This window comes from Vibrio sp. CUB2 (assembly GCF_001557945.1).
GTDB lineage: Bacteria > Pseudomonadota > Gammaproteobacteria > Enterobacterales > Vibrionaceae > Vibrio > Vibrio owensii.
In genome coordinates, this window is the sequence record NZ_LNRB01000006.1 from 279908 (window position 1) to 304033 (window position 24126).

Below are 24126 nucleotides of genomic sequence, written 5' to 3' on the forward strand. Positions count from 1 at the left end.
CCTATCTAAGTGGACGATAAATACAGGGATTACCCATGTCTTAGCGCCGCAGAGCGACCAAGAATAGACAATGTCGTACCATTGTGGAGCAGGGCGCTCATCGCTGGGTTTAACCACCCTAGTGCGGCTGCAAGCATGATCCCGCTATTCACGTACTCAGCAATTTTAATGTTGGAGTTGATAACATGCATGGCGATGTTAGCAAGTTCGCGCGCTTCTGCTAATCCATACAATTGGTCACGAAGCAGAACTACGTCGGCGACTTGACGGGCGAGTTCGGTTCCTCGGCCCATCGCAACACCAACATCTGCCGCGGTGAGTGCTGGAGCATCGTTAACCCCATCACCGACGAACATAACAGTGCGACCTTCTGCTTGAAGCGCTTCGACAATGGTCGATTTCTCAGAAGGTACCGCTTCGGCAAAGATACGATCTAGCTTCAACTCATTGCCAAGGATACTGGCTTTGAATTGGCTATCACCCGTAATCATGATCAGCTCTTTTACACCAAACTGACGAAGGGCACTCAGGGTTTCTAACGCATCTTCACGTAAGTGATCACGCAAGCCAATCATGCCAATCAAGACATTTTGATGAGAGATAAAAATAAGGTGGCGACCTTGCGCCTCGTATTTCTTAATCACATCTTCAAATGGCGTGAAGTCGACATCCTCATGCACTTCTAGGAAGTGACGGCTACCCATAACCAACTCATGTTCGTTCATTGTGCTCTTGAGGCCGTGTGCAATCACGTACTCCACTTCACCATGCTCAATGTGCGGCAGTTGGTTGTGCTTGGCTGCGTTTACCACAGCCTGAGATAGTGGGTGGTTACTGTGCTCTTCTACCGAGGCAGCAATCGCTAGCAAGTCGCGTGCAGAGTTCGAGTCGCAGAGGGGAATGACATCCGTTACCTGCATATCACCATGTGTGAGTGTCCCCGTTTTATCGAACACACAAGTGTCGATTTTCACTAGCTTCTCAATTGCACTGCCGCCTTTAAACAAGATGCCTTGTTGGGCAGCACGGTACATGATGGACTTGAACGTTACTGGGGTACTCAGTTTCAAGGCGCAGGAATAATCGACAAGAAACACCGATGCAACACGGTTGATGTCTTGAGTGAGTGCGAAGACAGCTGCACCAATCCCTAAAGTGATTTTTACACGACGATTCGCCATGTCTTGTGTGACTTGTTGAATTTCACTTTTTTCACTCAACGAGTCGTAAATCAACTTAGCAATTTTTGCGGTTGTCGCTTCACTTCCGACTTTATCAACACGAACTTGAATAGTGCCTTCATGGACACTAGTACCAGAGTAAACAACCGCACTCTCTTCACGACGAACAGGCACGTTCTCACCAGTAAGAGATGATTGGTTGATTAACGCCGCGCCTTTTACAATGGTGCCATCAACAGGAATCGATACGCCAGGCGCCAGTTCGATGATGTCATCAACATTCAGTTCCGTCGAATTGACTTGAGTGCGTTCTGAACCATCGACACGCCAAACGATCGACTCTTGAGGGCGCATTAAATCAGCCAATAGTTGGTCACTATTACGACTGGTTTTCTGCTCCATGTATTCCCCAAGGCTGATCAAGCTTTGCGTCATCATTGCGGTACGATAATCACCGCGCCAAGCTGAGAGACCAACCGCAATCGCATCCAAAACTTCAACCGAGATGTTTTTGTCTTTTAGGTCGCTCACACCTTCAAACAACGTAGGGGCGATTAAGGTAGCCGTTGAAAGTGCGCCCCATTTGTTTGGCAACAAAGCCGCAGCAATAGTGCCAATCACGTTCATTGCAATATCGCCGCGAGTGAACTTATGTTCCGTTTCTTCTTGCGTTGCGTCGTTTAAATCAAGCTGGTTTAAACGCTCTTCGACAGTTTTTGCTTGCAGCAATTGCGTGTCGTATTCCACTACAACAGAATGGGCAGACTCGTTTACTCGTACCGCACTAATGCCTTGGATCGCCATTAAACTGGTTTCAATCCAAGTACCCACATCTTTGTGATGTCTCAGTGCTGATGCTTTAAAGCGGATTCGACCGGGAAAGTGATGCTTTACCTGAATCGAGATCATTCTTCGCCTTTGTAAAGGTTACGGTAGTATTCCAGCTCTGCTTGGGTGTCTTCCAAGCGCTCTTTTAGTTCTTCAACTTCACCACGAACCGCAGACCACGCTTTTTCGCCAGTCGTTGCAACGCCTTGTTGGAACTTTTTATTGGTTAGGAGGTAAGCAACTGCGGCTCCTGCAGCCACACCCATAGCAAAATGGGTTTTGGTGTTTTGCTTTTTGTAAGGTTGTTCTGCAGGTTGTTGTTCAGCCGCTTGGTTTTGTTGTTGCGGATATCCGTAATAAGGGTAGCCGTAGTATGGGTTGTTATTGTTCATTTTTAGAGTCCGAAGCTTGATCCATAAGGTAAAGGCCTGCTGCACCGACGCTGAGAATCGTCAGCATGGAGAGTGCAGGGCGGCCCGCCATTTTTTCTGCCACATAAGTTGTCGCACCAGCGATAGCTGCGGTTTTTAGCGCGGATTTCGCTGCGTTAGTCGCCATTTCATTGGTGTCGATATTGCCAGCTTTGTGCTCTTTCCATTGACTGGCAATCGTTGCACTACCGCCGGCTATAGCACCAACGAGCATAGCGCGATTGGCAGAACTGAGTTTATTGGCTGAATTACTCATGTTCTTTAATAACGGGTTGGCCATCTTCACCTTCGCTTTCTTCGCGAGGCGCTTTTTCTGCTACTTCTTTGATTGCAGGTTCTTCTTTGTGGCGCTCTACAGACTCTTGAAAGCCTTGCTTGCCGGCAGCGTAAGTATCTTTGAAGATCTCGCTACCTGTTGAAACGTTCTCTTTGACTGCGCTTGCGGTATTCACAGCGCCTTCTTTTACGCTCGAACCACCAGATTTCAGCATATCGCCAGCACCTGATACCAAGCCCATTAGTTTGCCGCGCACATTTTCATTGCTAAGTAGAAGTGCTGCTGCAGCGCCTACCATAGCGCCTTTCCAAAACTCTTTATCGTTCATACCGAAAGTTCCTAATATCTCTTTAAACATGCCTGCTTCTTCACCTAGAGCGCCTTCTAGCATTGCCTGAGCCTGCTCGAATAATGGATCGCTCTCTGGTGTTTCAGGAGTCTGTGGTGGTTGTTGAGGTTGAGGTGGGTGTTGCATCATCCCCGGATGTGGCCAGTGTGGAGGCGGTGGCATCATTCCTGGGTGGAATTGTGCCCCCATGCCCGGTGGCATTTGGTGGGGATGACAAAATGCAGGATGTGGGAAATGCGGCATCATACCCATTTGATGAGGCATCATCATTGGCGGCATTTCACCGTTTTGCATGCTTGCCATGTAAGCATTCGCCATTTCCTTTTGCATTTCCATCATGGCCTTGAAGTAGGCTTCGTATGGATTTGCATTGTTCAATGAGTCACTCATGAACGTTCTCCATTTAGGTCCAATTGCTCAGCGATCGAATAGCATGCTTGCTCCGCAGCTTGTTCTGAATCCGAAAACAACGCGTCAATCGCCTTAGGGTTGACTGTCATTGGGTCGTATTCGATGACGATGCTTCCCGTCGCACTGTTCAACTTGTAGTTTTTGAACGCAGGAATAGAAGAAATAGCTTTCTCGATGTCGTCACTACGGAATTTGGCAAGGTGCGCTACGATGCTCAGCTTGTATTTGAGTCTTACTCTTCCCGGGATATGGTGGCCAATCGATACCCACTTTCTTAGTTTTAAGGCCTGGTCGACGTACTGTTTCATAAAAAAATTATACGGTAAGCAAAGTGCGATTCATTGGGAAAAACGATCATGTGACAAACTAATTACAAATGTTTTGCGCTTAATCAATTTCAGTGGTACTGTTGCAAACAGTAATAGTTATCATTTGGATTGGTGCTAGCATGAATACTTACATTCACAAGACAAATCAGCGACTTAGAGTTCGTTCTGACTACATTAAAGATCACCCTAATGAGGTTGCGGAACTGATTTGTCAGTTGGAAGAGATTGATGCCGTACACGAAATTAAGCACAAGCGATACGCAGGTTCGGTTGCTATCAGTTTTGATAGTGAAGAGCTTGATTGTGATAGCCTGATGGAAATTCTAGAAAGTCACCATTGGACGCAGAGTAGCGAAAAACCATCTTTTGTTGAGAAAGCGATGGTCAGTGGAACGAAGAGTCTCGTAAAAGGATTAACTGGGGTGGCGTTAACCCGAATTGTTGGCCCATCTGTCAGCCGAGTGATCATGAACTTGGCATAAATGACCGCGAAAAATGAATAGCAAAAAGCCCGGCGTGATGTCGGGCTTTTTTGATCTAATCTGTGGTTGCTAGCGCGTTAATTTATGCGCTCAACCTAAACTTTTTAGCTGCACATTTACAAATGCCGTTAGAAAGAGCAGGGCATCGTTTGCAAGGTGGTGACTTTAAGGGTAAATGTCCCACTGATTTTACCGAAAATGCAGGTGCTGCATCATTGGCAGATTGCTTAGGTCGTGGTGTTGATGCTTTTTTAGTTGAAGTCGTGAAATCGACCACACCTCCAGCATCGTTAAACCAAGACAACAGCGGATTGAGTGGGGCGGCAAGTTCATAAGCCGCGCTCATTGCAGCTTGGTTTGCTACGCCTTTTAGCTCATTAACGAGTTCACTTTGTGATGAAGAAGTGCGGGATTGAGATGTGACAGAACGACCTAGTGCATTGTTTTTTAATGCATTAAGTTGTTTGTTTGAAGAAGAGGCGACTTTCTTGACCGCTTTCTTCTTCAATTTTTTGAGCGCTTTCTTCGCGTTCATTGCAAAACCTCATACGATAACTGCTGATAATTTAGCAGTAATGCGATTAAAAATAAATCTCATTTAAGGTTTGAAAGCGCAATTTTTTACTTTAGTTGGCTTTGTTTCTAGGCAACTAAGTAAGAAGCCTCTAGCAGGTAAGTTTTAGCATCGCCCAACAAAGCAAATTCTTTGTCGATAGCTTTAAAACGTTCATCAATAGAGTCCGTTGCCACAATTTGGCTAAAGGCTTTTACCGAGAAAGTTTCGTTAGACTTGAAAAACTGATGCACGTTTTCCAATTGAACTTTGTGGATGTGCTCCACCTTGCTTAATGCGGTGGTTAGATCTGAAATGTTAATCGACATTGCTGCTCAAGCGCCTTATCTATTGACCATGTGGTCATATGATTGGGTTTTATAGTTTTCGCTAAGGGTATCTCATGCAATGTGCCTCAAATATGATTGAGATCAGGGAGGGAGCATTTATTGTACATATCCGTCGGTAAGAGGTGGCATTGGTGTTTATTTGCCGCAGTGACCATGAGATTGACGACATAACTCTTCTAGCCATTTGAGATGGTATTTTCTCAACCTTTTTGGCGCGAAGTATTTGGTAAGCCAAGTCATGCCACCACGTTGCGTGCTTTCGGTGACAATACTGCAACCGGTTTTGGTTGGTTCCAACACCCACGCGTGATACATATCAACGCCGCCTTTTTTCCCTTTCCAAGCCAAGCGCTGATGCTGTGTGTATTCGACAACCGTACAATGGAAGTCTAGCCAAGAGGCTTTCCAACGAAACATGGTGTTTTTGCACAATGTGCTGTCGCCACTTAGGATCTGCACCATGGTTTTTCCGTCTCGCCAAGCAGGCCATTCATGAGCACGAACTAAGTGCTGCCAAACAACCTCGGGACGCTCGGGGATTTCGATTTGGCTACGCACATGAATGTGGGAATGTTTGGGATGATAATAATCCGGCCAGATAACTTCCGATTTGTTCATCTAAGCAACACCTTATGACACTCGTTCTTATTAGCTTAGGAGAATCCGGTACGAAGTGCCGAAACACTTCGCCCTAAAGTGATTAAAAGTACAAACCAAGACCGATTAAGAAGCCATGCGAAGCGGTATCGTATTCAAAGGTTCCTTCGTTTACGTAATCAACCCAAGTGGATTTGTAAGCCAGATTAACGTCTGACCAATCATTAATGTGGTAACGCAAACCAAATTGGGTCGCATAGGTAAAGTTGGTGTCTTTACCTAAACCGGCATCCAAGCTGGCGTGAAAGCGCCAATCTTTGGTTAGGTCATTGATCCATCGAACACCCATTAGAAAATCAACCCAGTCTTCTTTGATGTTGAGCCTATCCACCAGAATGTGGTTATCGTTGCGGTAAACCTTGCCCTTGATGTCGTTATCCCACCAACGTAAGCCAAACATGTAATCGATCATGCCGAAGGAGTAGGTTTCTCGCTGAAATGCTTTTGCTTCGAGAACGCCTTGGCGGATTTCCAAATCAGCACGATAACTGACATTAGGGAGAATACCTGACAGGTTATTTACGTCACCACTGAGGTCCATAAAACTGTAATCGATGTAGTAACCCCATTTGTTTTGATATACCCCTTCAAGTCTTGCCATAGCACCAATGTCGAGATGATCCATGATGAACTTTGGATCGACATCGAGACTGGAAGAGAAGTTACCCATGGTGGTATCACCATTGATATTTAGGGCGAGCATGTAGATCTCGACACTGTGTTGCCAGTTACTTGGTGGGGATTGCGTCTCTTCTGCTATTGCGTTTGGCGCCACTGCAAGCGAGGAAATAAGGGCGATAGAAGGGAAGGTCATCTTAGCCATATCAACGTCCATGTTTGTAATCGTTATTAAATGAATTGCACAAAATTAGCGTAGAGCATGGATTGCAGTAATTCAAAATCTCAGGTTTATGGATAAGTTTCTTTTCAATTCAGCGTGATACCGATTCTCTATGATCGAGCTAAGATCTTTTTTGTAAATAACACTAGACCGACCGGTTTGTATTGTGTATTCTTTAACCATCGAAGAGCGTGGCAACGCTCAACATTCAACGTCGATGGAATGACATTTGACGGAGAATCCCAGATGAAAATCGAAAACGTCCTGCTATCCGGTTTGTGTATTTTGGCGCCTTTATTGATGTTTGCTTAAGGACACACAGGCTTCATCAAGCCTCTTTCAAAAACGCATTAGTTATGCAACTTGTTTAATTTGTTAATTTAACTACGCTGTATGTGAAACAGCGAATCAGGAGATGTCATGAAAATTCAAAGTATTTTTCTTCTCTTAGCTGCGGCAGGTCTTACCCCAATTGCACTTTCTTATGGTTTTTCACCGGTTGACTCGCTCTCATTTTTATTTGGGATAGATGCATCCTCGGTGAACGTTAGTCACATTTTTCGAGCGGTTATGGGATTGTATTTAGCGCTCGCCATGTTTTGGGTAATGGGGGCGATGAGCACCAAATATCGTCTACCTGCACTGTATAGCTTGGTCATTTTTATGTGGGGCTTAGCGATGGGAAGGCTCTTGAGTTTGTTAGTAGACGGAATGCCGCATTGGTTGTTAGTCGTGTATCTATTTTTGGAGTTCGGCTTTGGCTTAGTGGGGCTGAAGATGATCAAAAAAGAAGAGCAAACAGCATAAGGAAAATCTATGAAAGGGATACTTCGTCGTATAGCGCTAGGGTTGGCTTCATTGATGTCCTTCGCTGCAACTGCAGCGCAGGACCAACCCAATATCTTCGTGATATTTACTGATGATATTGGTGTCTCTAACGTCAGCGCTTATCACCGCGGGTTGATGAGTAGCCAGACGCCAAACATCGATAGCATTGCTGAAAAAGGCATGTTACTTACCGATTATTACGCCCAGCCATCTTGCACTGCTGGGCGTTCTGCTTTTCTAACTGGGCAATTACCAGTAAGAACAGGCATGCACACTGTCGGCCTACCTGGTGGTCCTGTTGGGCTCAACCAAAATACTCCAACTCTACCTGAGTTACTTAAAGAGCTTGGCTACGTCACGGGGCAGTTTGGTAAAAACCATTTAGGTGACCGCGATGAGTTTCTTCCAACTATGCACGGCTTTGACGAGTATTGGGGCTGGCTTTACCACCTAAACGCAATGGAATACACCGAAGACCCTGATTGGCCAAAAGATGAAGCTTTCCAGAAGTTTGCGCCACGTAATGTCATTCATGCGAAAGCCGATGGAAAAGGTGGCCAGTCGATTAAAGATGATGGCGCTCTCACCATTGAGCGAATGCGTACTCTTGATGATGAGGTCAACAAGCATGCGATCGATTTTATTGAGCGTGCGGTGAAGGCTGAAAAACCGTTCTTTACTTGGTACTGCCCATCACGAGGCCATGTATGGACGCATCTCTCTCCGAAATATGAAGCGATGCTTGGTACTAACGGTTGGGGATTGCAAGAGGTCGTAATGAAAGACCTCGATGACCACGTTGGAGAAATGCTTGCGAAGCTTAAAGAGCTCGGCGTTGCTGACAACACCATAGTGATCTTCACCGCCGATAATGGGCCTGAAATAATGACGTGGCCAGACGGAGGCATGACGCCTTTCCACGGTGAGAAAGGCACAACATGGGAGGGTGGGGTTAGAGCACCTTTCTTGATCAGTTGGCCTGAAAAAATCCCAGCAAATAAAGTCAGCAATGGTATGTTTGATGGGATGGATCTACTGCCGACGTTGGTCGAAGCTGCTGGTGGCCCTGCTGATTTAAAACAGCAGATGCTGAAAGGTTACAAAGGCCACAAAGCACACCTTGATGGCTACAACCAAATGGAAATGCTAACCAACAACGGCAAATCTAATCGCAACGAAATCTTTTACTACGAGCGCGATAAACTGCAAGCCGTCCGTGTAGGGGATTGGAAAGCGCATTTTGTGGTACAAAACCACGGTTGGAGTGGTCCGAAAGAAGAGTTGAATGCGCCACTGTTATTCAACCTACGCCAAGATCCTTATGAACGTGCGGAAGAAGAATCCGGTATGTACTTAAAATGGATGGGGCAGAAAATGTGGGCCTTTGGTCCTGCCCAAGCCGCTGTTCAGCAGCATTTGGAAACTTTTAAAAAGTGGCCTCCAGTGACGCCAGAAACACCTGCAGAAACCGTCGGTGGAGTCGGAAATTAGCATTACCCATCTAATAAACATAAAGCCAGCGAAATGCTGGCTTTGTTGTCTTTATCTTGATGGTTTATCTCGATATATGTGCTGCGCTGTGTTTTGCCGAGTATGTGAGAGGTTCTGCTTACTCGTTTAGCAGCTTGACGGTGGTTTGCATCGCATCATCTAAAATTGCGCGATCTTTTTGCATTGCCGCAAGCAACGTATAACCCAACCACAAGCTAAACAGTGTTTTTGCTGTTTGTTCCGGTGCAGACAAACTAATCGTACCTTCTTGATTGCAGCGCTCAAAGAAAGTCGTCATTTTCTCAATCATTTTTTTAGTGCCGGCTGCCATTTCACTTTGCATTTCAGTGTCGTGGCCAGAGACTTCACCTGCGAGTTTGACGACCAAGCATTGAATACGAAAGTCTTCGGTCAACTTAACGACGCACCAATCATCAAAGTAAGCTTGCACGCGTTCGCTTGGCGCTTTGGACTCGTCACTCAAAAAGCCTTCGAGACGCCCAAGGTGCGTTTCAAAGTAGTCGTGCAGCAAAATCGCACCGAAGTGTTCTTTTGATTTGAAGTAGTGATAAAACGACCCTTTAGTACCTTCTGCTTCGTTAATGATCTTCATTAAACCCACACCAGCAAAGCCGTGTTCATTGATCAAATGCAATCCGGCATCGAGCAACGCTTGTCGCATGTCTTTCATTCTTTATCACTCACTAAAAGGGCAGGGTTACAGTGTATCGGGAAAACAAGGGGAGAAAAAGCCGCCCACTCAGAGAACTGAATGGGCGAGGAGTGTTATAGCTGCGCTGCGATTTGATCTGTCAGGTTGTTCAAACCTACCGATAGTGCATCGACAAGTGCATCGTAGCCTTCATCTTGTAAAGGCATGCTGATTTTGACTGGAGCACTGGTCTTCACTTTGCCGTTAGCATCAACAAGGAGCCATTCACCTTCGATTTCAGCGTTGCCTTCATAACTGCCATTGAACTTACTTAACGACAATTGAAGCTTGCTCTCGTCACTTTGGTCGAGCAGGTTATTTACTTCTACCGGCCAGTATTGGCTTTGCTTGCTACGCAGTTCGTCGATTACACGCGTCGTGATTTGCTCAGAGATACTGTGCGCCCACTGGTTGTGTTTTGCTTGGATGATCTGAGTCTCTGAAGCGCGATACACAATGCCACTGTCGGCAAGGTAGCTTGCCAATTCAACTGGGCGAACCACAAGTTGTGGGCGTTGTGCAATCATAGTATCGCTTACCTTGGCTGAGCTTGCTTCCGGTAAGACATACAAAGCGCCTGTGTCTTCAGGTGCACTACTACAGCCTGCCAGTAGGGCAGAAATCAATAAAAGTCCGCGTTTCATTATTTTTGCCCTCTCGCTGGAATTGGATCGCTCACTTCATCTTCACCAAACACCAATGAGTTTGGTTTTTCATTCAATTGTTTTAGTACCGGTTTGAACTCAGTCATTACTTTTTCAAGCTCTTTCAGTGTTGACTCCATTTCGCTGTACATGGTGGAGTTTGGACCGTAGCCATCCAACGTTCTTTGCAGTTGCTCTAGGCTCTTGCGAATGTCTGCAGGAATCGCTTTGGTGTCGTCTTGGTTGAGAAGACGATCCACACTGCTTGCAACACGCTCTGCCGAAGCCAGCGTTTTTTCTGAGTTCTTCAGTGTTCTGTTAAGTGAGTTCAACGTGTCTTCCATTGGTAAGCTATTTAGCTTGGTTAGGAAGTCATTCACTTGGCGTTGAACCTGAGCAAAGCCACCTTGTTTGGTTGGGAACACGTCAAAGTCTTCGAATTTGCTCGGCACGTATGGGTCTTCATCTGGGTAGAAGTCGGTGTCGATGTACAGAGCACCCGTTAGTAAGTTACCGGTTTTCAGTGTACCGCGAAGTCCTTTAGCAAACTCTTCTTTGAGCTTCTCTTTGAATCTTGGTAGTTCGCTAGACGGTAGGTTTTCATAAACGCGACCGAGCTCAATACGCACAAGTACTGGGATTTTTTTCGCCGAGAAATCTTCTTCCGGTGTTGGCATACGCATTGGCACTTTCATTACTGTACCGATACGAAGGCCGCGATATTCCACAGGTGCTTTGCGTTTTAGACCACGTACCGATTCTTCAAACATCATGACGAATTGAATGTAGTCGTCGTACATGCCTTCGCGTACTTGCTTCACATCATCGAAAAGGCGGAAGTGCAACATATCTTCTTTGACTTCATCACCAGCGCCTTGACCTGGAAGGGTGTCAAAAGTGACACCGCCTGTAATGAGGCTTTCTAATGAGCCAAACTTCACTTCAAAGCCTTCTGCATTAAGCTGTAAATCGACGCCAGAGCTTAACCAGAAGTGGGTTTTGGTGCGTACTAAGCTGTCGTATGGTTTGAAAATAAACAACTGGTACAGTGCACGACGAGTTTCAACATCAAAGCTGGTTGTTTCCACTCGACCTACGGTAAAGCCTTTGTAGATAACGGGATCGCCAACACCAAGTTTTCCGGCTTCACGGTGAGTTAACACGATACGCAGGCCTTCTGCATCAGGGGAGGCTACTGGCGGCACATCGAGTACGTCGAAATGATCTTTCTCTATCTCAGAATTGCCCGGTTGCAGTTGAATATAAGCACCCGATAACAAGGTCTCTAAGCCAGATACACCTTCACGGCCGATGCGCGGTTTTACCACCCAGAACATCGAGTCTTCACGCAGCATGCGTTTGGCATCTTTGTTCATTTGCGCTGTTGCAATGATGTGGTCATAGTCTTCGCTAAGCTTGACGTCGGTGATCACCCCAACTTTCACGTTCAGTGCTTTGATTTCGGTTTTGCCGACTTCAATGCCTTCCGCTGTAGGAAGTTTTAACGTGATTTCTGGTCCAGTGCTGTTGATGTATTGGAACAGCATCCACGCTCCCATCGCTAGCGCAAGGATCGGGATGATCCAAATCGCAGAGACCTGCTTTTGAGGTTTTATTTGAGCGGTTGCGTTGTTCTCATCACTCATATTTGGCTTTCTCAGTTAAGTTATTGTTCATTGGCTCCTGCGCTTCGTTTTGTGGTAATTGCCACAACAAACGCGAGTCAAAAATCATTGCAGAGAGCATGGTTAGTATGACCACTGCAGCAAATGAGAGTGCAGCTGGACCAGGGTAAATCGCCATTAGGTTTTGCAACTGTACGAGCGCAACCAAAATCGCGACAACAAAAATATCAATCATTGACCAACGACCGATAAATTCTGTAATTCGATAGACCTTTAAACGGGAGATGCTTTCTTCCGGTGGTAAGTACTGTGCTTTTTGAGCGTTGTAGTAAAGCCACGCCAATGCCAGCATTTTTGCCATAGGGATAAACACGCTAGCGAAGAAGATAACCGCTGCAATAGGGTAAGAACCCAGTTGCCACAGGAGAACCACGCCTTCCATGATGGTCGAACCTTCTGAATGACCAAGGCTAACGGTATACATCATTGGATATAAATTGGCAGGAATGTAGAAAATGACCGCTGCAAACAGCAAAGCCCAAGCTTTCTGCATGTTATCTTTTGGGTTGTATCTGTGCACAGGGCTATCGCAACGAAGACACTTTTGGTGCTTTTTATCTTCAATTGGGTTGAGTTGATGACACGTGTGGCAACCGATGTGGTTTTCGTTATGGTGTGTGTCACCTTCTTTCACGTTTGGTAATTCAATCGCAGGAATGAAGTGTCCCCACAGCCAACTCTTATCGACCATCGAAATGCACTTCACGACCAGCACGGTGTACACACAGAATGCCCAGAATGAGCTGCCCATACCGATTTCTGCCAGCGAGGCAATCTTAATCAAGCTCACCAAAACGCCAATCAAAAATACATCAACCATCAGCCAAGGCTCGACTCGGAATAAGAGTCGACACAGCGTTTTCGCCATGCGGATTTGTTTTTTACCCAACGGATGTTTGAGTGATTTTAAGGCTTCAAGGTGAAGAAAGAGGATCAAACCAACATAGATAGCGGGTAACACGACCACTGTCGCGAGCAGCAACGCACCGAGTAGCGCGTTATGAAATTCCGCCAACATCTTCGCCGCGTGCATCAAGGTGATCTCTTGGGATAAACCTTGAACACTGAATGACATGAATGGGAAGGAGACACTTAAAACCAAGGTGATCAGGCAAGCCACCGACACAGCGATAACGCTTTGATACGGCTTGGCGTTGACTTTGGTTAGCGAATGCTCACAGCGAGGGCATTGGGCTTTTTGACCTTGTTCAATATCGGGGATACGAACGACCAAGCCGCACTCCTCACAGGAGATCAGTTGACGTGAATTTGGTTGAGTGCTCATTCAGTTATTATTTCGTACTTTTAATAACTAAGAATAACTCTTTTTCTTCTTAGGCGCTTGTTTTTGCGGGGATGTTTTACAAGCTTCTAACCTGTTTAGATGGAAAAACCAGTCTCGGAGACTGGTTTGAGCTTTATTTGATGCTGCCAACAGAAGAGCGTCTGACCAGAATTGGCATGAATAATTTGTGTTTCGTGCGTTCTGTTTCTTCGTTATTGACCAACTGAAGTGAGAGCTTCACCGCCTCGTTGGCCATGACTTGAATTGGGTAGCGAATGGTCGTTAGGCGAGGGTAAATGTAGCGCGCGATATGACCATCATCGAATCCAATCACTGACATGTCTTCAGGAATACGGATGCCATTTTCTTGCAGCAAGGTCATGCAACCCGCAGCCATGTAGTCATTGTAGGTAGCAACAGCGGTGATGGGCGTGTTCTTAGCCATCAGGTTCACCATAGCTTGCTCGCCACCGGTTTCATCTGGCTCGCCGTACTCGATGTATTCTTCACGAATCTTGATGCCGTTATCTCGCAGAGCATCAAGGTAACCGTCGCGGCGATCTCTTGCATCTTCAATATCATGACCAGAGCAGATATAGCCGATGTGTTCGTGTCCATTGCGAATCAAATGCTCCGTGGCAATGTAAGAACCTTTGCGGTTATCCAACGCAATACAGCGTGAAGCGATGTCTGGCACGATACGGTTGATTAGTACCATGCCCGGAATTTCATTGGCAAGCGTGGTTAACTCGGCATCCGTCATGCCTTTACTGTGGACGACCAAAGATTCACAGCGGCTGTTGATCAGCAAGTTGATCGCGTTGCGCTCTTTCACAGCATCATGATAGCCGCTGCCAATAAGAAGCTGTTTCTCTTGTTCACTGGCTATGGTATCGATGGCTTTGACCATAGTGCCAAAAAAGGGCGCAGAAACGTCGTTCACCAATACCCCGATAGCGTTGGATGATTTACTGACCAGTGCACGCGCATTGGCATTCGGCCGATAGCCCAGTTTCTTCATTGCTTCTTTGACGGCGACAATCGCGGATTCACTGGTGTGAGGTGCGTTATTGATGACGCGAGATGCGGTTGCAATGGATACGCCAGCTTCTTTTGCGACGTCTTTGATGGTAGCCATAGGGAACTCAGGATCTGAAATTTGCTTCATTTAACAATGCACAGCGGATGAACTCAAACACCCAATTGAGAATAGTGGCGGTGTATCAAGGTTTTAAAACAAAAAAGCGTGCTCAGGTGAACACGCTTTTAGTCGAATTGAAGTTACGCCTTAATCTACCGTAGTTGGCGGGAAGGCTTTACTGCCTAAAACATGACCATTCACTTTTTTGCCGTAGTACCCTTGGTGGTTGTGGTACTTCGCTGCGTTCGCTTGCAAATCACCTTTGTAGCGAGGATCCTGTGGTCGTTCGTGGCTGTTGATATAAGCCGCAACATCCCATGCATCTTGTTTACTCAATTGAACGCTTTTGCCCAAAGGCATGTTCTCGTAGATGAAGTAAGCCGCAGTGTTGATGCGGTGCATACCAGCGCCCCAGTTGTAAGCGTATTCGCCCCACAAAGGTGGAATGTAAGAGCGGCCGCTTTCATCGTGAATACCTTGACCACTTTCGCCATGACAGGCCGCGCAGTTGTCGACGTAAACTTGCGCCCCGCGCTCTGGTGAAGGCTCAAGCTCAGGATTATCGATTTTTGGATAGCCACGGCCTGCTAGGTTGCCACGTTTCTCCGCAGGCAAAGCGTTAGCGATTTTTTCTGGCAACGGGAAATCTTCTGCTTTACCGCCCGTCAATAATTGTTCAGTACTGATGGCAGGAACTGGCTCATCTTGCATCCCGTATTGGTCCAATAAGCCTCCCATTGCGAGCCAGTAGGCATAAGCGCTAAGCGCCTCTAGTTCTTTCGAGTCTTTTGCTGGTGGCTTACCGTTCATCGAATAGGTGAAACAACCTTGAATACGGTCGGCGTAACTGTTTACTTTGTCGTTCTTTTTGCGATAAGCAGGGTAGGCCATATAAGCTGCCCAAAGAGGTGCGGCGTTGGCTTTACGTCCGGCTTCCATATGGCAATTCACACAGTTTTGCTCGTTACCCACATAACGCCCACGCATTTGCTGGGAGTTCACAAACAGTGAGTAGCCGAATTTTACTTTCTGACCAAATTCGTCGTTTTCGATGGTGCTTAAATCGCGAGGTTTAAGGTACTGCGTGTCAGCGTGCTTTTGTACCGCTGGCAATTCGGTTTGGCGATCTGGCAGTTCATGGTTTGCTGCATCACTGGCGTGTGCAAGGGCAGAGGTGCTTGCAAGCAGCAGGGAATAAATCAGTTTCATTTCGATTCCTCATAACGCAAAGAAGCGAAGTAGTAAGACAAGTTTTCGATTTCTTTATCAGTGAGCTTTTTCGCAATGCTGCCCATCATATTGAGCGGATCACCGCTACGTGTGCCGTTCTTCCAAGCATGAAGTTGGTTTTGTAAGTAATCGGCTTGTTGGCTCGCAAGACGGGGAAATTTATCTACGCCCATACCACTTGCGCCGTGGCAAGTTGAACAAGCGGGAATGTTTCTATCCCAGTCTCCTTGATAAACCAATTTTCGATAAGGATTACTGATATCCGCTTGATCACCGCGCTGCTCAAGGTCGGTAAATTCCCAAGTCGGCAATTGAGCAAAATATTGCAGAACTTCTGCACGAAGTGTCGGGTCGCTAAGCTCATCGGCCATGCCTTTCATGATGACATTGTGGCGCTTGTCGTTCGAGAACAGCTCGAGCTGGCTTTCCATATAGTCGGCATTCAGTCCGGCAAGCATAGGTGCGATACCTGCTTGGCCTTTACCGTCGACACCATGGCATCCGGTACAGATCTCACCGTGTTCGGGGAGTGGTGCAGAATAGGCTGCGAAAGAGGCGGCACTCAAGCAAAGCGCAGCCAAAGATAAGTTACGAAACATGCTGACTCACATTTGATTATTATTTGAGCGCATTATTGTGAGTATTGTTATTAGTTGTGGCTATTGTGGAAATCCACATAAATCCTGTGGAGAGGCATTGCGGCTTGCTGCAGAAATAAAAAAGGCTTCCACCCTAAAAGGGAAGAAGCCTAACAAATGAACGGTGGCTGAATCCGCTACGCTTTGCGAATCTTCGCTGGCAGAGATTGACGAGCTGCCGCACCAACTACCCAATCAAGCATCACGCCTTTACCTTCACGAGTAGGGTCAATCAAACCCACGTCGTTGATGTTGACGCCATCATGGCCGCTGGTTTTGACTGGTTGTTGTTTATCACCAATCCAGTGCGCACGTTGACCAAGCTCTGTGTGGCCAAAGCCATGTTCAAAACCGAGCGTCCCTTGGCGAATACCAGACATGACCATTGCAAGTGCTGTAGTGCTGGATCCCGGAGTTTCAATCACGAAATGATCGCCAGTTTGAATACCAGCTGCAGCGGCATCCGTTGGATGGATATAAACAGGGTTAACGCCTTTAATCGAGTTCAAGCGTGGTGACAAATTGGATACCGCACTGTGAATGTTCGATTTAAAGTTGGTCAGGCTGAATGGCCACTCGGCTTTCGGGTACTGAGTCTCAAGTGGTGTGCCATCTGCGAGCTTTTGTGGATGCCAAGTCGGACAGCCACTGTAGAACTCGCCTGTCATGGTGTTTCTTGCGCTGCCAACACGCTCGTTCCAAATCGCGACTGGACGCGTCCACTTGTACTTCATTTGCTCACCTTTGTAGGCTTCTGTGGCGTTTTCAAAACGACCACCACGAGCAAATATGTACGCCACGCGCTTCATCTCATCTGGTGTTAGTGCTTTTTGCATGCTTGGTAGTAGACGCTCAAGACCAGACCAAGCAATGTCTTCTGCACTCACTTCCGGAACGCCACCTTTCACGTAGGCAAGGTTGGCTGCTGAGCGAAGATAGAAGTCTTCAGCAGAGTGAATGCCGTGCAAACGACCTTGCGTGTCTTTGATGGCGTTGTCACCAAAGCCGCCTAGCTGCATCTTTTTGGCGATATCAATCAGGAAGTTCTCCAGACAAATACTGCGATCATCGGCGGTTTTTTCTGTGCGCGCTTCCACGATTGGCCAGCGAGCCGTCACTGCTTTTACTGGAACATCATGCCAAGGTGATGCCATGCCCCAGCTTTCGTAAGTGACGGTATCTGGCACAATGTAGTCCGATAGTGCCGTTGTCTCGTTGATAAAGGCATCGACAGAAACAATCAAACCAAGCTGCTTTGGATCTTTTAGCTTGTCTTCAAGCAGCGTTTTTAAACCCGGTACGCCATAAATTGGGTTCGCCATATGGTTGATCCAAGCTTTCACTCGGTATGGATAACCATCGATCGCCGCCGAGAGATGCTCGGTAAGCAAAGGCGCTGCAAACGGATACCAAGGTGCACGAGTCGGGTAAGGGGGTTCTCCCGCCTCCACGCGACGTTTGTATTCGCTGGTTTTCTGGTAAGGGAATTTGCTGCGTGAAAGGAACACACCTTTTGGTCCCACTTTGCCTTCAAATTGAGTGAAGTCGTAGCGAGGGCCAGCGGCAGATGTCGGATAACCACCCGCTTTCGCCATTGCGCCGCCTTTCATGTTGATATTACCAATCAGAGCATTAAGCATCATGATGGTAAAGGCGTTGTAAAAGCCGTTGGTGTGCATGTTGCCGCCGTGAGTATCAACCACCGCTTTAGTGCCATGACTGGTAAAGCGTTTTGCTAGCGCGATGATTTGATCCACTGGGATCTCACATTGCTCACTGTAGAAGTCCAGATCGTATTTAAACGCTTCTTCTTTCAAACGTTGCAAGGATGATTTTACGCGAACGACACCAGATGCCAGCTCTACATCTTGGTCGACAAACAACGATGCTTCACCTGCCTGCTTGTGTACGCTCAACTCACCGCTTTGCGCATCGACAATCACGTATGGATCTGTCTCTGACAGTGCTTCCCCTTCAAATGGCATACCCATTTCAGATGCACGTAAGAAGTGCCCGTGACGTGGGTGAGATTCATCGCTGATCACAAGGTGAGTAGCATTACACCAATGTGCCGTGCCCGCTCTTTGCATCGCCGTTGCTCCAGGCTGCGCAAGGAAGGTTTTGTTGTAGCGTTCGTTGGCGATGATCCACTGAATCATGCCAAGAACCAAGGCAGAATCGGTGCCCGGTTTGATAGGCATCCAATGGTTATTATCACCCGCGGCAAGGCTGGATGAACCTGCTGGCAAGCTCGGCGTGATAATGGTGTATTCCAGTTTGCCTTCGGTACGTGCGTTGGCTAGCTGACGAGCCTGACGTTTGAATGGGTTACCCGCTTGTGCCGGTGACATGCCAATAAAAATAACGTATTCGGCATTATCGAAGTCTGGCTTTAAGTGGGCGTTCTTATCCAAATCATTCATAAACGCGCCGCTGCCTGCGCGGAAAGCGTAGCCACAATAAGAACCATGATGGCCAAAGTTACGCGTACCAAAACTATTAAAAGCAAAACGTTTGAAGATGTCATCTCGGCCTTCGTTACCGGCGTTGGTCATCAACAGTTGGTTGGCTTTCGGGCCGTATTCTGGGTTTTGTGGATCAACGGGTGTGTTGAGGTCACGAATGTCTTTCAAACCTTCAACATGACCTTCGCCAAACAGATCACCACCGTTGACGACTTCGTCCACCAATTGCTCGTAGCTGATTGGTTCCCATTTGCCTTCACCACGTTTGCCCACACGCTTCAATGGTTGAGTAATACGATAAGGGCTATTACGAATTTCCATCATGCCATTACCGCGAGCACACGCTGTGGAACGGCCCTCTAAACCGTTTTCCCCCGCCAAGCTCAAGTAAGCATCTTTTACTGGCGTCTCAAATGGAATGTGCTGCTGATGTGATAACGGATGGTATGGGTTGCCCGAAATGCGCAGGATCTCGTCGTTACGGTTGTCGATACGAACGCGCAAGCCACATAAGCTCCAACAACCAAAACACATTGATGGCGCAACACGCTGATTCGGATTCGGGATTAAGTTGCCCTTGTCGTTCACCTTGTATTCGGGCTCCAGTGAGTTGCCGTGGTGAATATCACGGGTTTTCTCACCCGCAGTGCCGTGAATAGCACCTTCTACCATGTGTTTGGTGGTGGTTGCGTAGCCCGCAGCAAAGGCACCAAGCCCTCCCACTGCAAGGCCAGATTTCAAAAACTGACGGCGTTTGTTATCCATAATGAAATCCTCTTAGATCAGTGTTGAGTTAGGGTTGAAGGTGTTGATTCATGCTTTGGTTGAACCAGCTCTGAACCAAGCAGAGCGAGAGCCATCCACAGACCAAACATGCCGATGATGCCGAGCAGACCATTGCTGCCAATTGGTAAGTCATATGGATATGAACCAACATCGAACTTAGCGATGGTTTGTACTTCCATCATGGTGATCCAACGAACAGTCCATGCTGTGGTGAGGGTCATCGCAGACATAATCAACAAGCGAATAAGGTTCGTGCTTGAATCGCGTAATATAAACAGCGAAAGCAACACGCACGCTAGCAGCAAGGCAGTAAGCAGTGCGATATGGTTGACCCATTCAGGCGCTGCGTAGAGCGAAAAGACGGTATTGTTTGAGGCCCAAATCGGGATCAGTAACAATGCCAATACACTGCTCATCGCTGTTGTTTGACGTAACAGACGAGTATCGCCAAAGCTCAACTTTTCAGTTTTAGATGGGATGAGTAACCAAGTAAGCAATGTAAAGCCGACGGCACCGATAAATGCCGTGACAAACCAAAGCACAGGCGATGCTGGTTGGTGCCACAATGAACGAGATTTCACGATGGCGATTTCAGCGCCAGTGTAGAGTGCAATGCTCAATCCAGACAGAACTGTTGCTACAGCGGAGGCCATCATCAATTTGCGGCTGGTTTGCCAGCGACCAAGTGACAACTTAGAAATTAGACGAAGCACTTTGCCCGGTTGGGCTTCAAGGCTGATCAAATCATGACGCAGATATAACCATGCTGTTGCCACAGCCAAGCCTGAGAACAGCGGTAAGAACAACGAACCTAATGACATCCAAGACCAAGGGGTGAGGTGTGCGTAGAAATGCCAAGCACGTCCCGGTTGGTGGAGATCGCCTGTTAACGCGAGCGGGCCAACGATCGCGCCAATCGCCAGAGTCAGCACCAATGCAGCGCGCAGACGATGGCTGGTGTGAGATTCAAACAACAGCGCGATTAAGAACAAAATAGCCGCCGCATAAGCTGAGCCGATGTAGAAGAAATATTGCACTGCCCACGGAAGCCAAGCGATGGCCTGAGGCTGTACGAGCACTTCGGTTATGTTCATGCTTTTTCTCCTTGTGGATCGTAAATCGCAGGCTGACCTTCAATGTGTTGAGTGAAGCGTTCATTCATGCCGATGTAGAACACGTGAGGTTTGGTGTCTTCGTTTGGCTTTAGCACCTTGATGTCGTCTTGGTGCTCTGTTATCAGGCGACGAACTTCGCTGTTCGGATCGTTGATGTCACCAATTACACGGGCACCACCGACGCACGTTTCCACACAAGCAGGCAGCAAACCTTCTTCAAGGCGATGTGCGCAGAAAGTACATTTGTCCGCAGTTAGGGTCTCTTCGTTGATGAAGCGCGCATCGTAAGGGCAGGCTTGAACGCAGTAAGCACACGCCACACAGCGACTGTTATCGACCATCACGATGCCGTCTTCTCGTTGGAAGGTGGCTTGCACTGGACAAACGGCCACACACGGCGGGTTATCACAGTGGTTACACAAGCGTGGCAGCATGAAAGATTTCACTTCTTCCGTTGCGGTTGAGCCATCATCGAGGGTGACTTCATACTGTTTTACTGTGGTTCGGAACTGGCCAATAGGGGCTTGGTTCTCGATGCTGCAACCGACAGTACAAGCCTGACAGCCAACGCATTTACGCAAATCGACAACCATGGCGTAGCGTTTACCGACTTGGCCTTTGCGGTCGGGTTCATTGTTGTTTCTGATCACCGTGCCTGCTGTGGCTGTGCCAATTCCGGCGATCGGAATCAGCGCAGCGCCAGCGGTAACGGCACTGAGAAAACGGCGTTTGGTGGAATCCATAACTCACCTGCTAAGATTGATTAGAGCTTGTTTTCATTGTCAGAATTGCAGCCCTTTGCCGATATAGTGGATTTCCACATACCGAGAGCAAAGTTGATCTAAAACAAATGTGGATTCCGCTATGTTGCTGTTATTCTGATGCTCCCAATACCGAGGATTAAGAAACAATTCATGCTGAAAAAATCGCTAAACTTCATTCGCTTATGGATTGTTTTTATCAGTCTTATGCTCGGCTGCCTCACGGTTTTTTTGGCACATGCAGCTCCAACACAAACATTAGATTCCAGCGCTTTCTCTAAACCGCAAGTCGATGTGGGTGTGCTAGCCATACGTGGCCATTTATATGCGGAGCAGCGTTGGCAACCGACGATTTACTGGCTCAATCAACAGATCCCTGAAGTGCGGTTTGTTCTCCATCCGCTAGATCTCGATGGCATGACCAAAGCAGTCGAAAACCAAAGCATGGACTTCATTCTCACTAACCCCGGACAAGCGGTGCGTTTGGGGCGTCAGTACGCGTTGTCTTGGATAGCGACGTTGACCAGCCAAGCGCCAGAAAACTCCAATTACGGCATTGGATCGGCGCTGGTGGTGCGTTCTGATTCGCCTTATTCCACACTCAATGATGTGTCCGGTTTGCCGATTGCAGCGGTGTCAGAGAAAGCCTTTGGTGGTTACCTCACATTGCGTTATCAAGTGATAGAGAAAGGGTTAGATCCGAATGACTTCTTCTCGGACGTGCGCTTTTTAGGTTTCCCAATTGATGCCAACCTCTACCAACTGCGTGATCACAATGTGGAAGCCGCCGTGGTTCCAGCTTGTTTGGTTGAGCAAATGGAAGGCGAAGGACTATTGGAAGAGGGGCAACTGCGGGTTTTAAGTCCGCTTAAACTTCCTCAAACCGAGTGTGCAGTGTCGACGCCTCTGTATCCAAACTGGTCCTTTGCGAAAACGGAGCGTGGATCGTCCCAATTAGCTAAGAAGATCAGTCGAGCCTTACTTGCGATGCCTGCTGATAATCCCGCTGCGATTGCAGCTAAAGCATCCGGTTGGACATCACCAGTCAGCTTGTTGTCGATAGATAAACTCTACCAAGCGATGGACTTGCACCCATTGCAGCAACCTTGGTGGAAAGAGGCGTTGCGCTGGTTGCGTTTCCATCAAGAATGGGCGTGGGCGTTGTTTCTGTTTGTTATTGTGTTGAACATTTACCACTTCTGGCTGGAGTATCGTTTCAGCAAGAGTAAACAAGCGCTAGAGAAAACCTTACTGCGCTTAAAAGAGAAGAGTGAAATGCTAGAGCACTCACAACGAGTGGCCATTGTGGGTGAATTGGGCAGCAGTCTTGCGCACGAGATTAACCAACCTTTAGCGGCGATCCGAAACTACAGCGAAGGTGGCTTGTTACGATTAGCTAAGAAGCGTCCTCATGAAGATATCGTGCCGGTATTAGAAAAGATCCAGACTCAAGTAGAACGCGCCGACGCGATCGTTTGTCGCCTACGAACCTTGATTAAAAAGCGCAGCGTCGACATGGCTGCGTGCGATGTGGAGCAACTGATCTCGGATACGGTTGAGCTGCTGAATTTCCGCTTGCAGAAACAAGGCATTGAAGTGGTTCGCAGCACCGAAGGACAACCCCAAAGGGTCGAAGCTGATGCCGTAGGTCTGCAGCAAGTGCTGGTGAACGTGATGAACAACTCGATAGATGCTTGTGTGATGTACGCAGAAAATCACCCTAATAGTTATCAAGGCAAAATTGCGCTTCACACGGATTATCAAGCCCAAAGTATGTCGATTCGAGTGTTGGATAACGGTACGGGCTTGGAGCATGAGAACCCAACCGCCGCCTTTGTGAGCACAAAACAGGAAGGGCTAGGGCTGGGCCTGGCGATCTGTCGTGATGTTATGGAGATGCACGGTGGTGAATTCGTTATCCAATCTACTCAGCCACACGGTTGCTTGGTGGTATTAACCTTGCCGTATCAAACCATGAAAACAACCGATGCAAAACGCAACGACGAAGAGCAAACAAAAAGAAACACAGGAGAAGTGAATGAGTGATAAGCAACTGCCCGTATTTGTGGTCGACGATGATGAGTCGGTGCGAGATTCGTTGGCATTTATGCTCGAAGAACATGACTTCTCTGTGACGACGTTTGCCGATGGGCAGGCATTTCTTGATGGCGTGGATATCCATCAAGCAGGCTGTGTGATTCTGGATAGCCGAATGCCCAATTTGCGTGGCCAACAAGTGCATCAAATTCTCAATGAAGCCAAAAGTCCATTGGCAGTGATTTACTTAACCGGACATGGCGATGTACCAATGGCGGTGGATGCGCTGCAAGCTGGCGCGGTGAATTTTTTCCAAAAGCCAGTAAAAGGGGATGAACTGGCACAAGCGATTCTGAAAGGCCAAGTTCAATCTGCGGCGAATCTGGATATCGCGGGCGCGAAAGCCGCGTATGAATTACTGACGCCAAGAGAGAAAGACATTCTTCGTTTGATCATCGCAGGTAAGCGCAATATTCGCATTGCCGATGAGTTGTGTATTGCGATGCGAACAGTGGAAGTGCATCGCGCAAGTCTGTTGAAAAAGTTCTCGGCAAAAACCGTGGCAGAGCTGGCTTACATCTACGGCAAGCTGGCGCAATAAAACAGGCATAAAACTTAT

24 protein-coding genes are annotated in these 24126 nt (G+C 47.5%); 5 read left to right on the forward strand and 19 right to left on the reverse strand.

The window, feature by feature from the left end; genetic code table 11:
- Positions 1-29: 29 nt before the first annotated feature.
- Genes ATB78_RS12390 through ATB78_RS12410 form a run of 5 tightly spaced genes read right to left on the reverse strand, consistent with a single transcriptional unit; the run spans position 30 to position 3785 of the window.
- Positions 30-2090: a heavy metal translocating P-type ATPase gene (locus ATB78_RS12390; protein WP_061008796.1), complete on the reverse strand. Its 2061-nt coding sequence runs from the start codon at positions 2088-2090 to the stop codon at positions 30-32.
- Positions 2087-2401 (reverse strand): hypothetical protein, encoded by a 315-nt coding sequence (locus ATB78_RS12395; RefSeq protein ID WP_038895316.1) that lies wholly within the window; start codon positions 2399-2401, stop codon positions 2087-2089. Before ATB78_RS12395 ends, ATB78_RS12390 begins: the two co-directional genes overlap by 4 nt.
- Positions 2391-2696 carry a magnetosome protein MamC gene (locus ATB78_RS12400; protein ID WP_020197179.1) on the reverse strand — a complete coding sequence of 102 codons (306 nt, stop codon included), beginning with the start codon at positions 2694-2696 and terminating at the stop codon, positions 2391-2393. The genes ATB78_RS12395 and ATB78_RS12400 overlap by 11 nt, the downstream gene beginning before the upstream one ends.
- Positions 2689-3456 carry a YtxH domain-containing protein gene (locus ATB78_RS12405; protein WP_038870539.1) on the reverse strand — a complete coding sequence of 256 codons (768 nt, stop codon included), beginning with the start codon at positions 3454-3456 and terminating at the stop codon, positions 2689-2691. The genes ATB78_RS12400 and ATB78_RS12405 overlap by 8 nt, the downstream gene beginning before the upstream one ends.
- On the reverse strand, positions 3453-3785 hold the full coding sequence (locus ATB78_RS12410; protein WP_081096591.1) for an HMA2 domain-containing protein: 333 nt from the start codon (positions 3783-3785) through the stop codon (positions 3453-3455). The genes ATB78_RS12405 and ATB78_RS12410 overlap by 4 nt, the downstream gene beginning before the upstream one ends.
- A gap of 140 nt (positions 3786-3925) precedes the next feature.
- Here ATB78_RS12410 and ATB78_RS12415 point away from each other — a divergent pair, with 140 nt between their 5' ends.
- Entirely contained in the window at positions 3926-4288 is a 363-nt protein-coding gene (locus ATB78_RS12415; RefSeq protein WP_020197182.1) for an HMA2 domain-containing protein, read from the forward strand.
- Between the two features lie 82 nt (positions 4289-4370).
- Here ATB78_RS12415 and ATB78_RS12420 read toward each other — a convergent pair whose 3' ends face one another.
- The 4 genes from ATB78_RS12420 to ATB78_RS12435 form a co-directional block, all read right to left on the reverse strand.
- On the reverse strand, positions 4371-4823 hold the full coding sequence (locus tag ATB78_RS12420; RefSeq protein ID WP_061008797.1) for a hypothetical protein: 453 nt from the start codon (positions 4821-4823) through the stop codon (positions 4371-4373).
- 107 nt (positions 4824-4930) lie between these two features.
- A complete protein-coding gene (locus tag ATB78_RS12425) occupies positions 4931-5170 on the reverse strand; it encodes a hypothetical protein (RefSeq protein WP_020197184.1) in 240 nt (79 codons plus the stop codon).
- Positions 5171-5326: 156 nt separating this feature from the next.
- The gene (locus ATB78_RS12430) at positions 5327-5809 is read right to left on the reverse strand and encodes an SRPBCC domain-containing protein (RefSeq protein WP_061008798.1); all 483 of its coding nucleotides are present in this window, start codon (positions 5807-5809) and stop codon (positions 5327-5329) included.
- Positions 5810-5891: 82 nt separating this feature from the next.
- Positions 5892-6671, reverse strand: coding sequence for a hypothetical protein (locus tag ATB78_RS12435; protein WP_061008826.1), 780 nt, complete (start codon positions 6669-6671; stop codon positions 5892-5894).
- A 438-nt stretch (positions 6672-7109) separates the two neighbouring features.
- Here ATB78_RS12435 and ATB78_RS12440 point away from each other — a divergent pair, with 438 nt between their 5' ends.
- Together ATB78_RS12440 and ATB78_RS12445 are read left to right on the forward strand one after the other, a co-directional pair.
- Positions 7110-7496, forward strand: a complete 387-nt coding sequence (locus tag ATB78_RS12440; RefSeq protein ID WP_039984351.1) for a DUF4345 domain-containing protein — start codon at positions 7110-7112, stop codon at positions 7494-7496.
- Positions 7497-7505: 9 nt separating this feature from the next.
- The gene (locus ATB78_RS12445) at positions 7506-9008 is read left to right on the forward strand and encodes an arylsulfatase (protein ID WP_061008799.1); all 1503 of its coding nucleotides are present in this window, start codon (positions 7506-7508) and stop codon (positions 9006-9008) included.
- Between the two features lie 118 nt (positions 9009-9126).
- Here ATB78_RS12445 and ATB78_RS12450 read toward each other — a convergent pair whose 3' ends face one another.
- The 10 genes from ATB78_RS12450 to dsrO form a co-directional block, all read right to left on the reverse strand.
- Complete coding sequence (locus ATB78_RS12450; RefSeq protein ID WP_061008800.1) at positions 9127-9699, reverse strand: TetR/AcrR family transcriptional regulator; 573 nt, start codon at positions 9697-9699, stop codon at positions 9127-9129.
- 95 nt (positions 9700-9794) lie between these two features.
- A complete protein-coding gene (locus ATB78_RS12455; protein ID WP_009707000.1) occupies positions 9795-10364 on the reverse strand; it encodes an ABC-type transport auxiliary lipoprotein family protein in 570 nt (189 codons plus the stop codon).
- Positions 10364-12010 (reverse strand): intermembrane transport protein PqiB, encoded by a 1647-nt coding sequence (gene pqiB, locus ATB78_RS12460; protein ID WP_061008801.1) that lies wholly within the window; start codon positions 12008-12010, stop codon positions 10364-10366. The genes ATB78_RS12455 and pqiB overlap by 1 nt, the downstream gene beginning before the upstream one ends.
- A complete protein-coding gene (locus tag ATB78_RS12465; protein ID WP_005438939.1) occupies positions 12003-13334 on the reverse strand; it encodes a paraquat-inducible protein A in 1332 nt (443 codons plus the stop codon). The genes pqiB and ATB78_RS12465 overlap by 8 nt, the downstream gene beginning before the upstream one ends.
- Positions 13335-13467: 133 nt before the next feature.
- On the reverse strand, positions 13468-14472 hold the full coding sequence (locus tag ATB78_RS12470) for a substrate-binding domain-containing protein (protein WP_061008827.1): 1005 nt from the start codon (positions 14470-14472) through the stop codon (positions 13468-13470).
- A 150-nt stretch (positions 14473-14622) separates the two neighbouring features.
- On the reverse strand, positions 14623-15684 hold the full coding sequence (locus ATB78_RS12475; protein WP_061008802.1) for a c-type cytochrome: 1062 nt from the start codon (positions 15682-15684) through the stop codon (positions 14623-14625).
- Positions 15681-16304 carry a c-type cytochrome gene (locus ATB78_RS12480; protein WP_045405752.1) on the reverse strand — a complete coding sequence of 208 codons (624 nt, stop codon included), beginning with the start codon at positions 16302-16304 and terminating at the stop codon, positions 15681-15683. Before ATB78_RS12480 ends, ATB78_RS12475 begins: the two co-directional genes overlap by 4 nt.
- Before the next feature lie 176 nt (positions 16305-16480).
- Complete coding sequence (locus ATB78_RS12485; RefSeq protein ID WP_061008803.1) at positions 16481-19573, reverse strand: tetrathionate reductase subunit A; 3093 nt, start codon at positions 19571-19573, stop codon at positions 16481-16483.
- Positions 19574-19590: 17 nt separating this feature from the next.
- Positions 19591-20688 (reverse strand): NrfD/PsrC family molybdoenzyme membrane anchor subunit, encoded by a 1098-nt coding sequence (gene nrfD / locus ATB78_RS12490; protein WP_061008804.1) that lies wholly within the window; start codon positions 20686-20688, stop codon positions 19591-19593.
- Complete coding sequence (dsrO, locus tag ATB78_RS12495; protein ID WP_061008805.1) at positions 20685-21452, reverse strand: sulfate reduction electron transfer complex DsrMKJOP subunit DsrO; 768 nt, start codon at positions 21450-21452, stop codon at positions 20685-20687. Before dsrO ends, nrfD begins: the two co-directional genes overlap by 4 nt.
- A gap of 171 nt (positions 21453-21623) precedes the next feature.
- Here dsrO and ATB78_RS12500 point away from each other — a divergent pair, with 171 nt between their 5' ends.
- Both ATB78_RS12500 and ATB78_RS12505 read left to right on the forward strand, forming a co-directional pair.
- Positions 21624-23516, forward strand: a complete 1893-nt coding sequence (locus ATB78_RS12500) for a sensor histidine kinase (protein WP_061008806.1) — start codon at positions 21624-21626, stop codon at positions 23514-23516.
- Complete coding sequence (locus ATB78_RS12505; protein WP_061008807.1) at positions 23509-24108, forward strand: response regulator; 600 nt, start codon at positions 23509-23511, stop codon at positions 24106-24108. Before ATB78_RS12500 ends, ATB78_RS12505 begins: the two co-directional genes overlap by 8 nt.
- Positions 24109-24126: the final 18 nt, after the last annotated feature.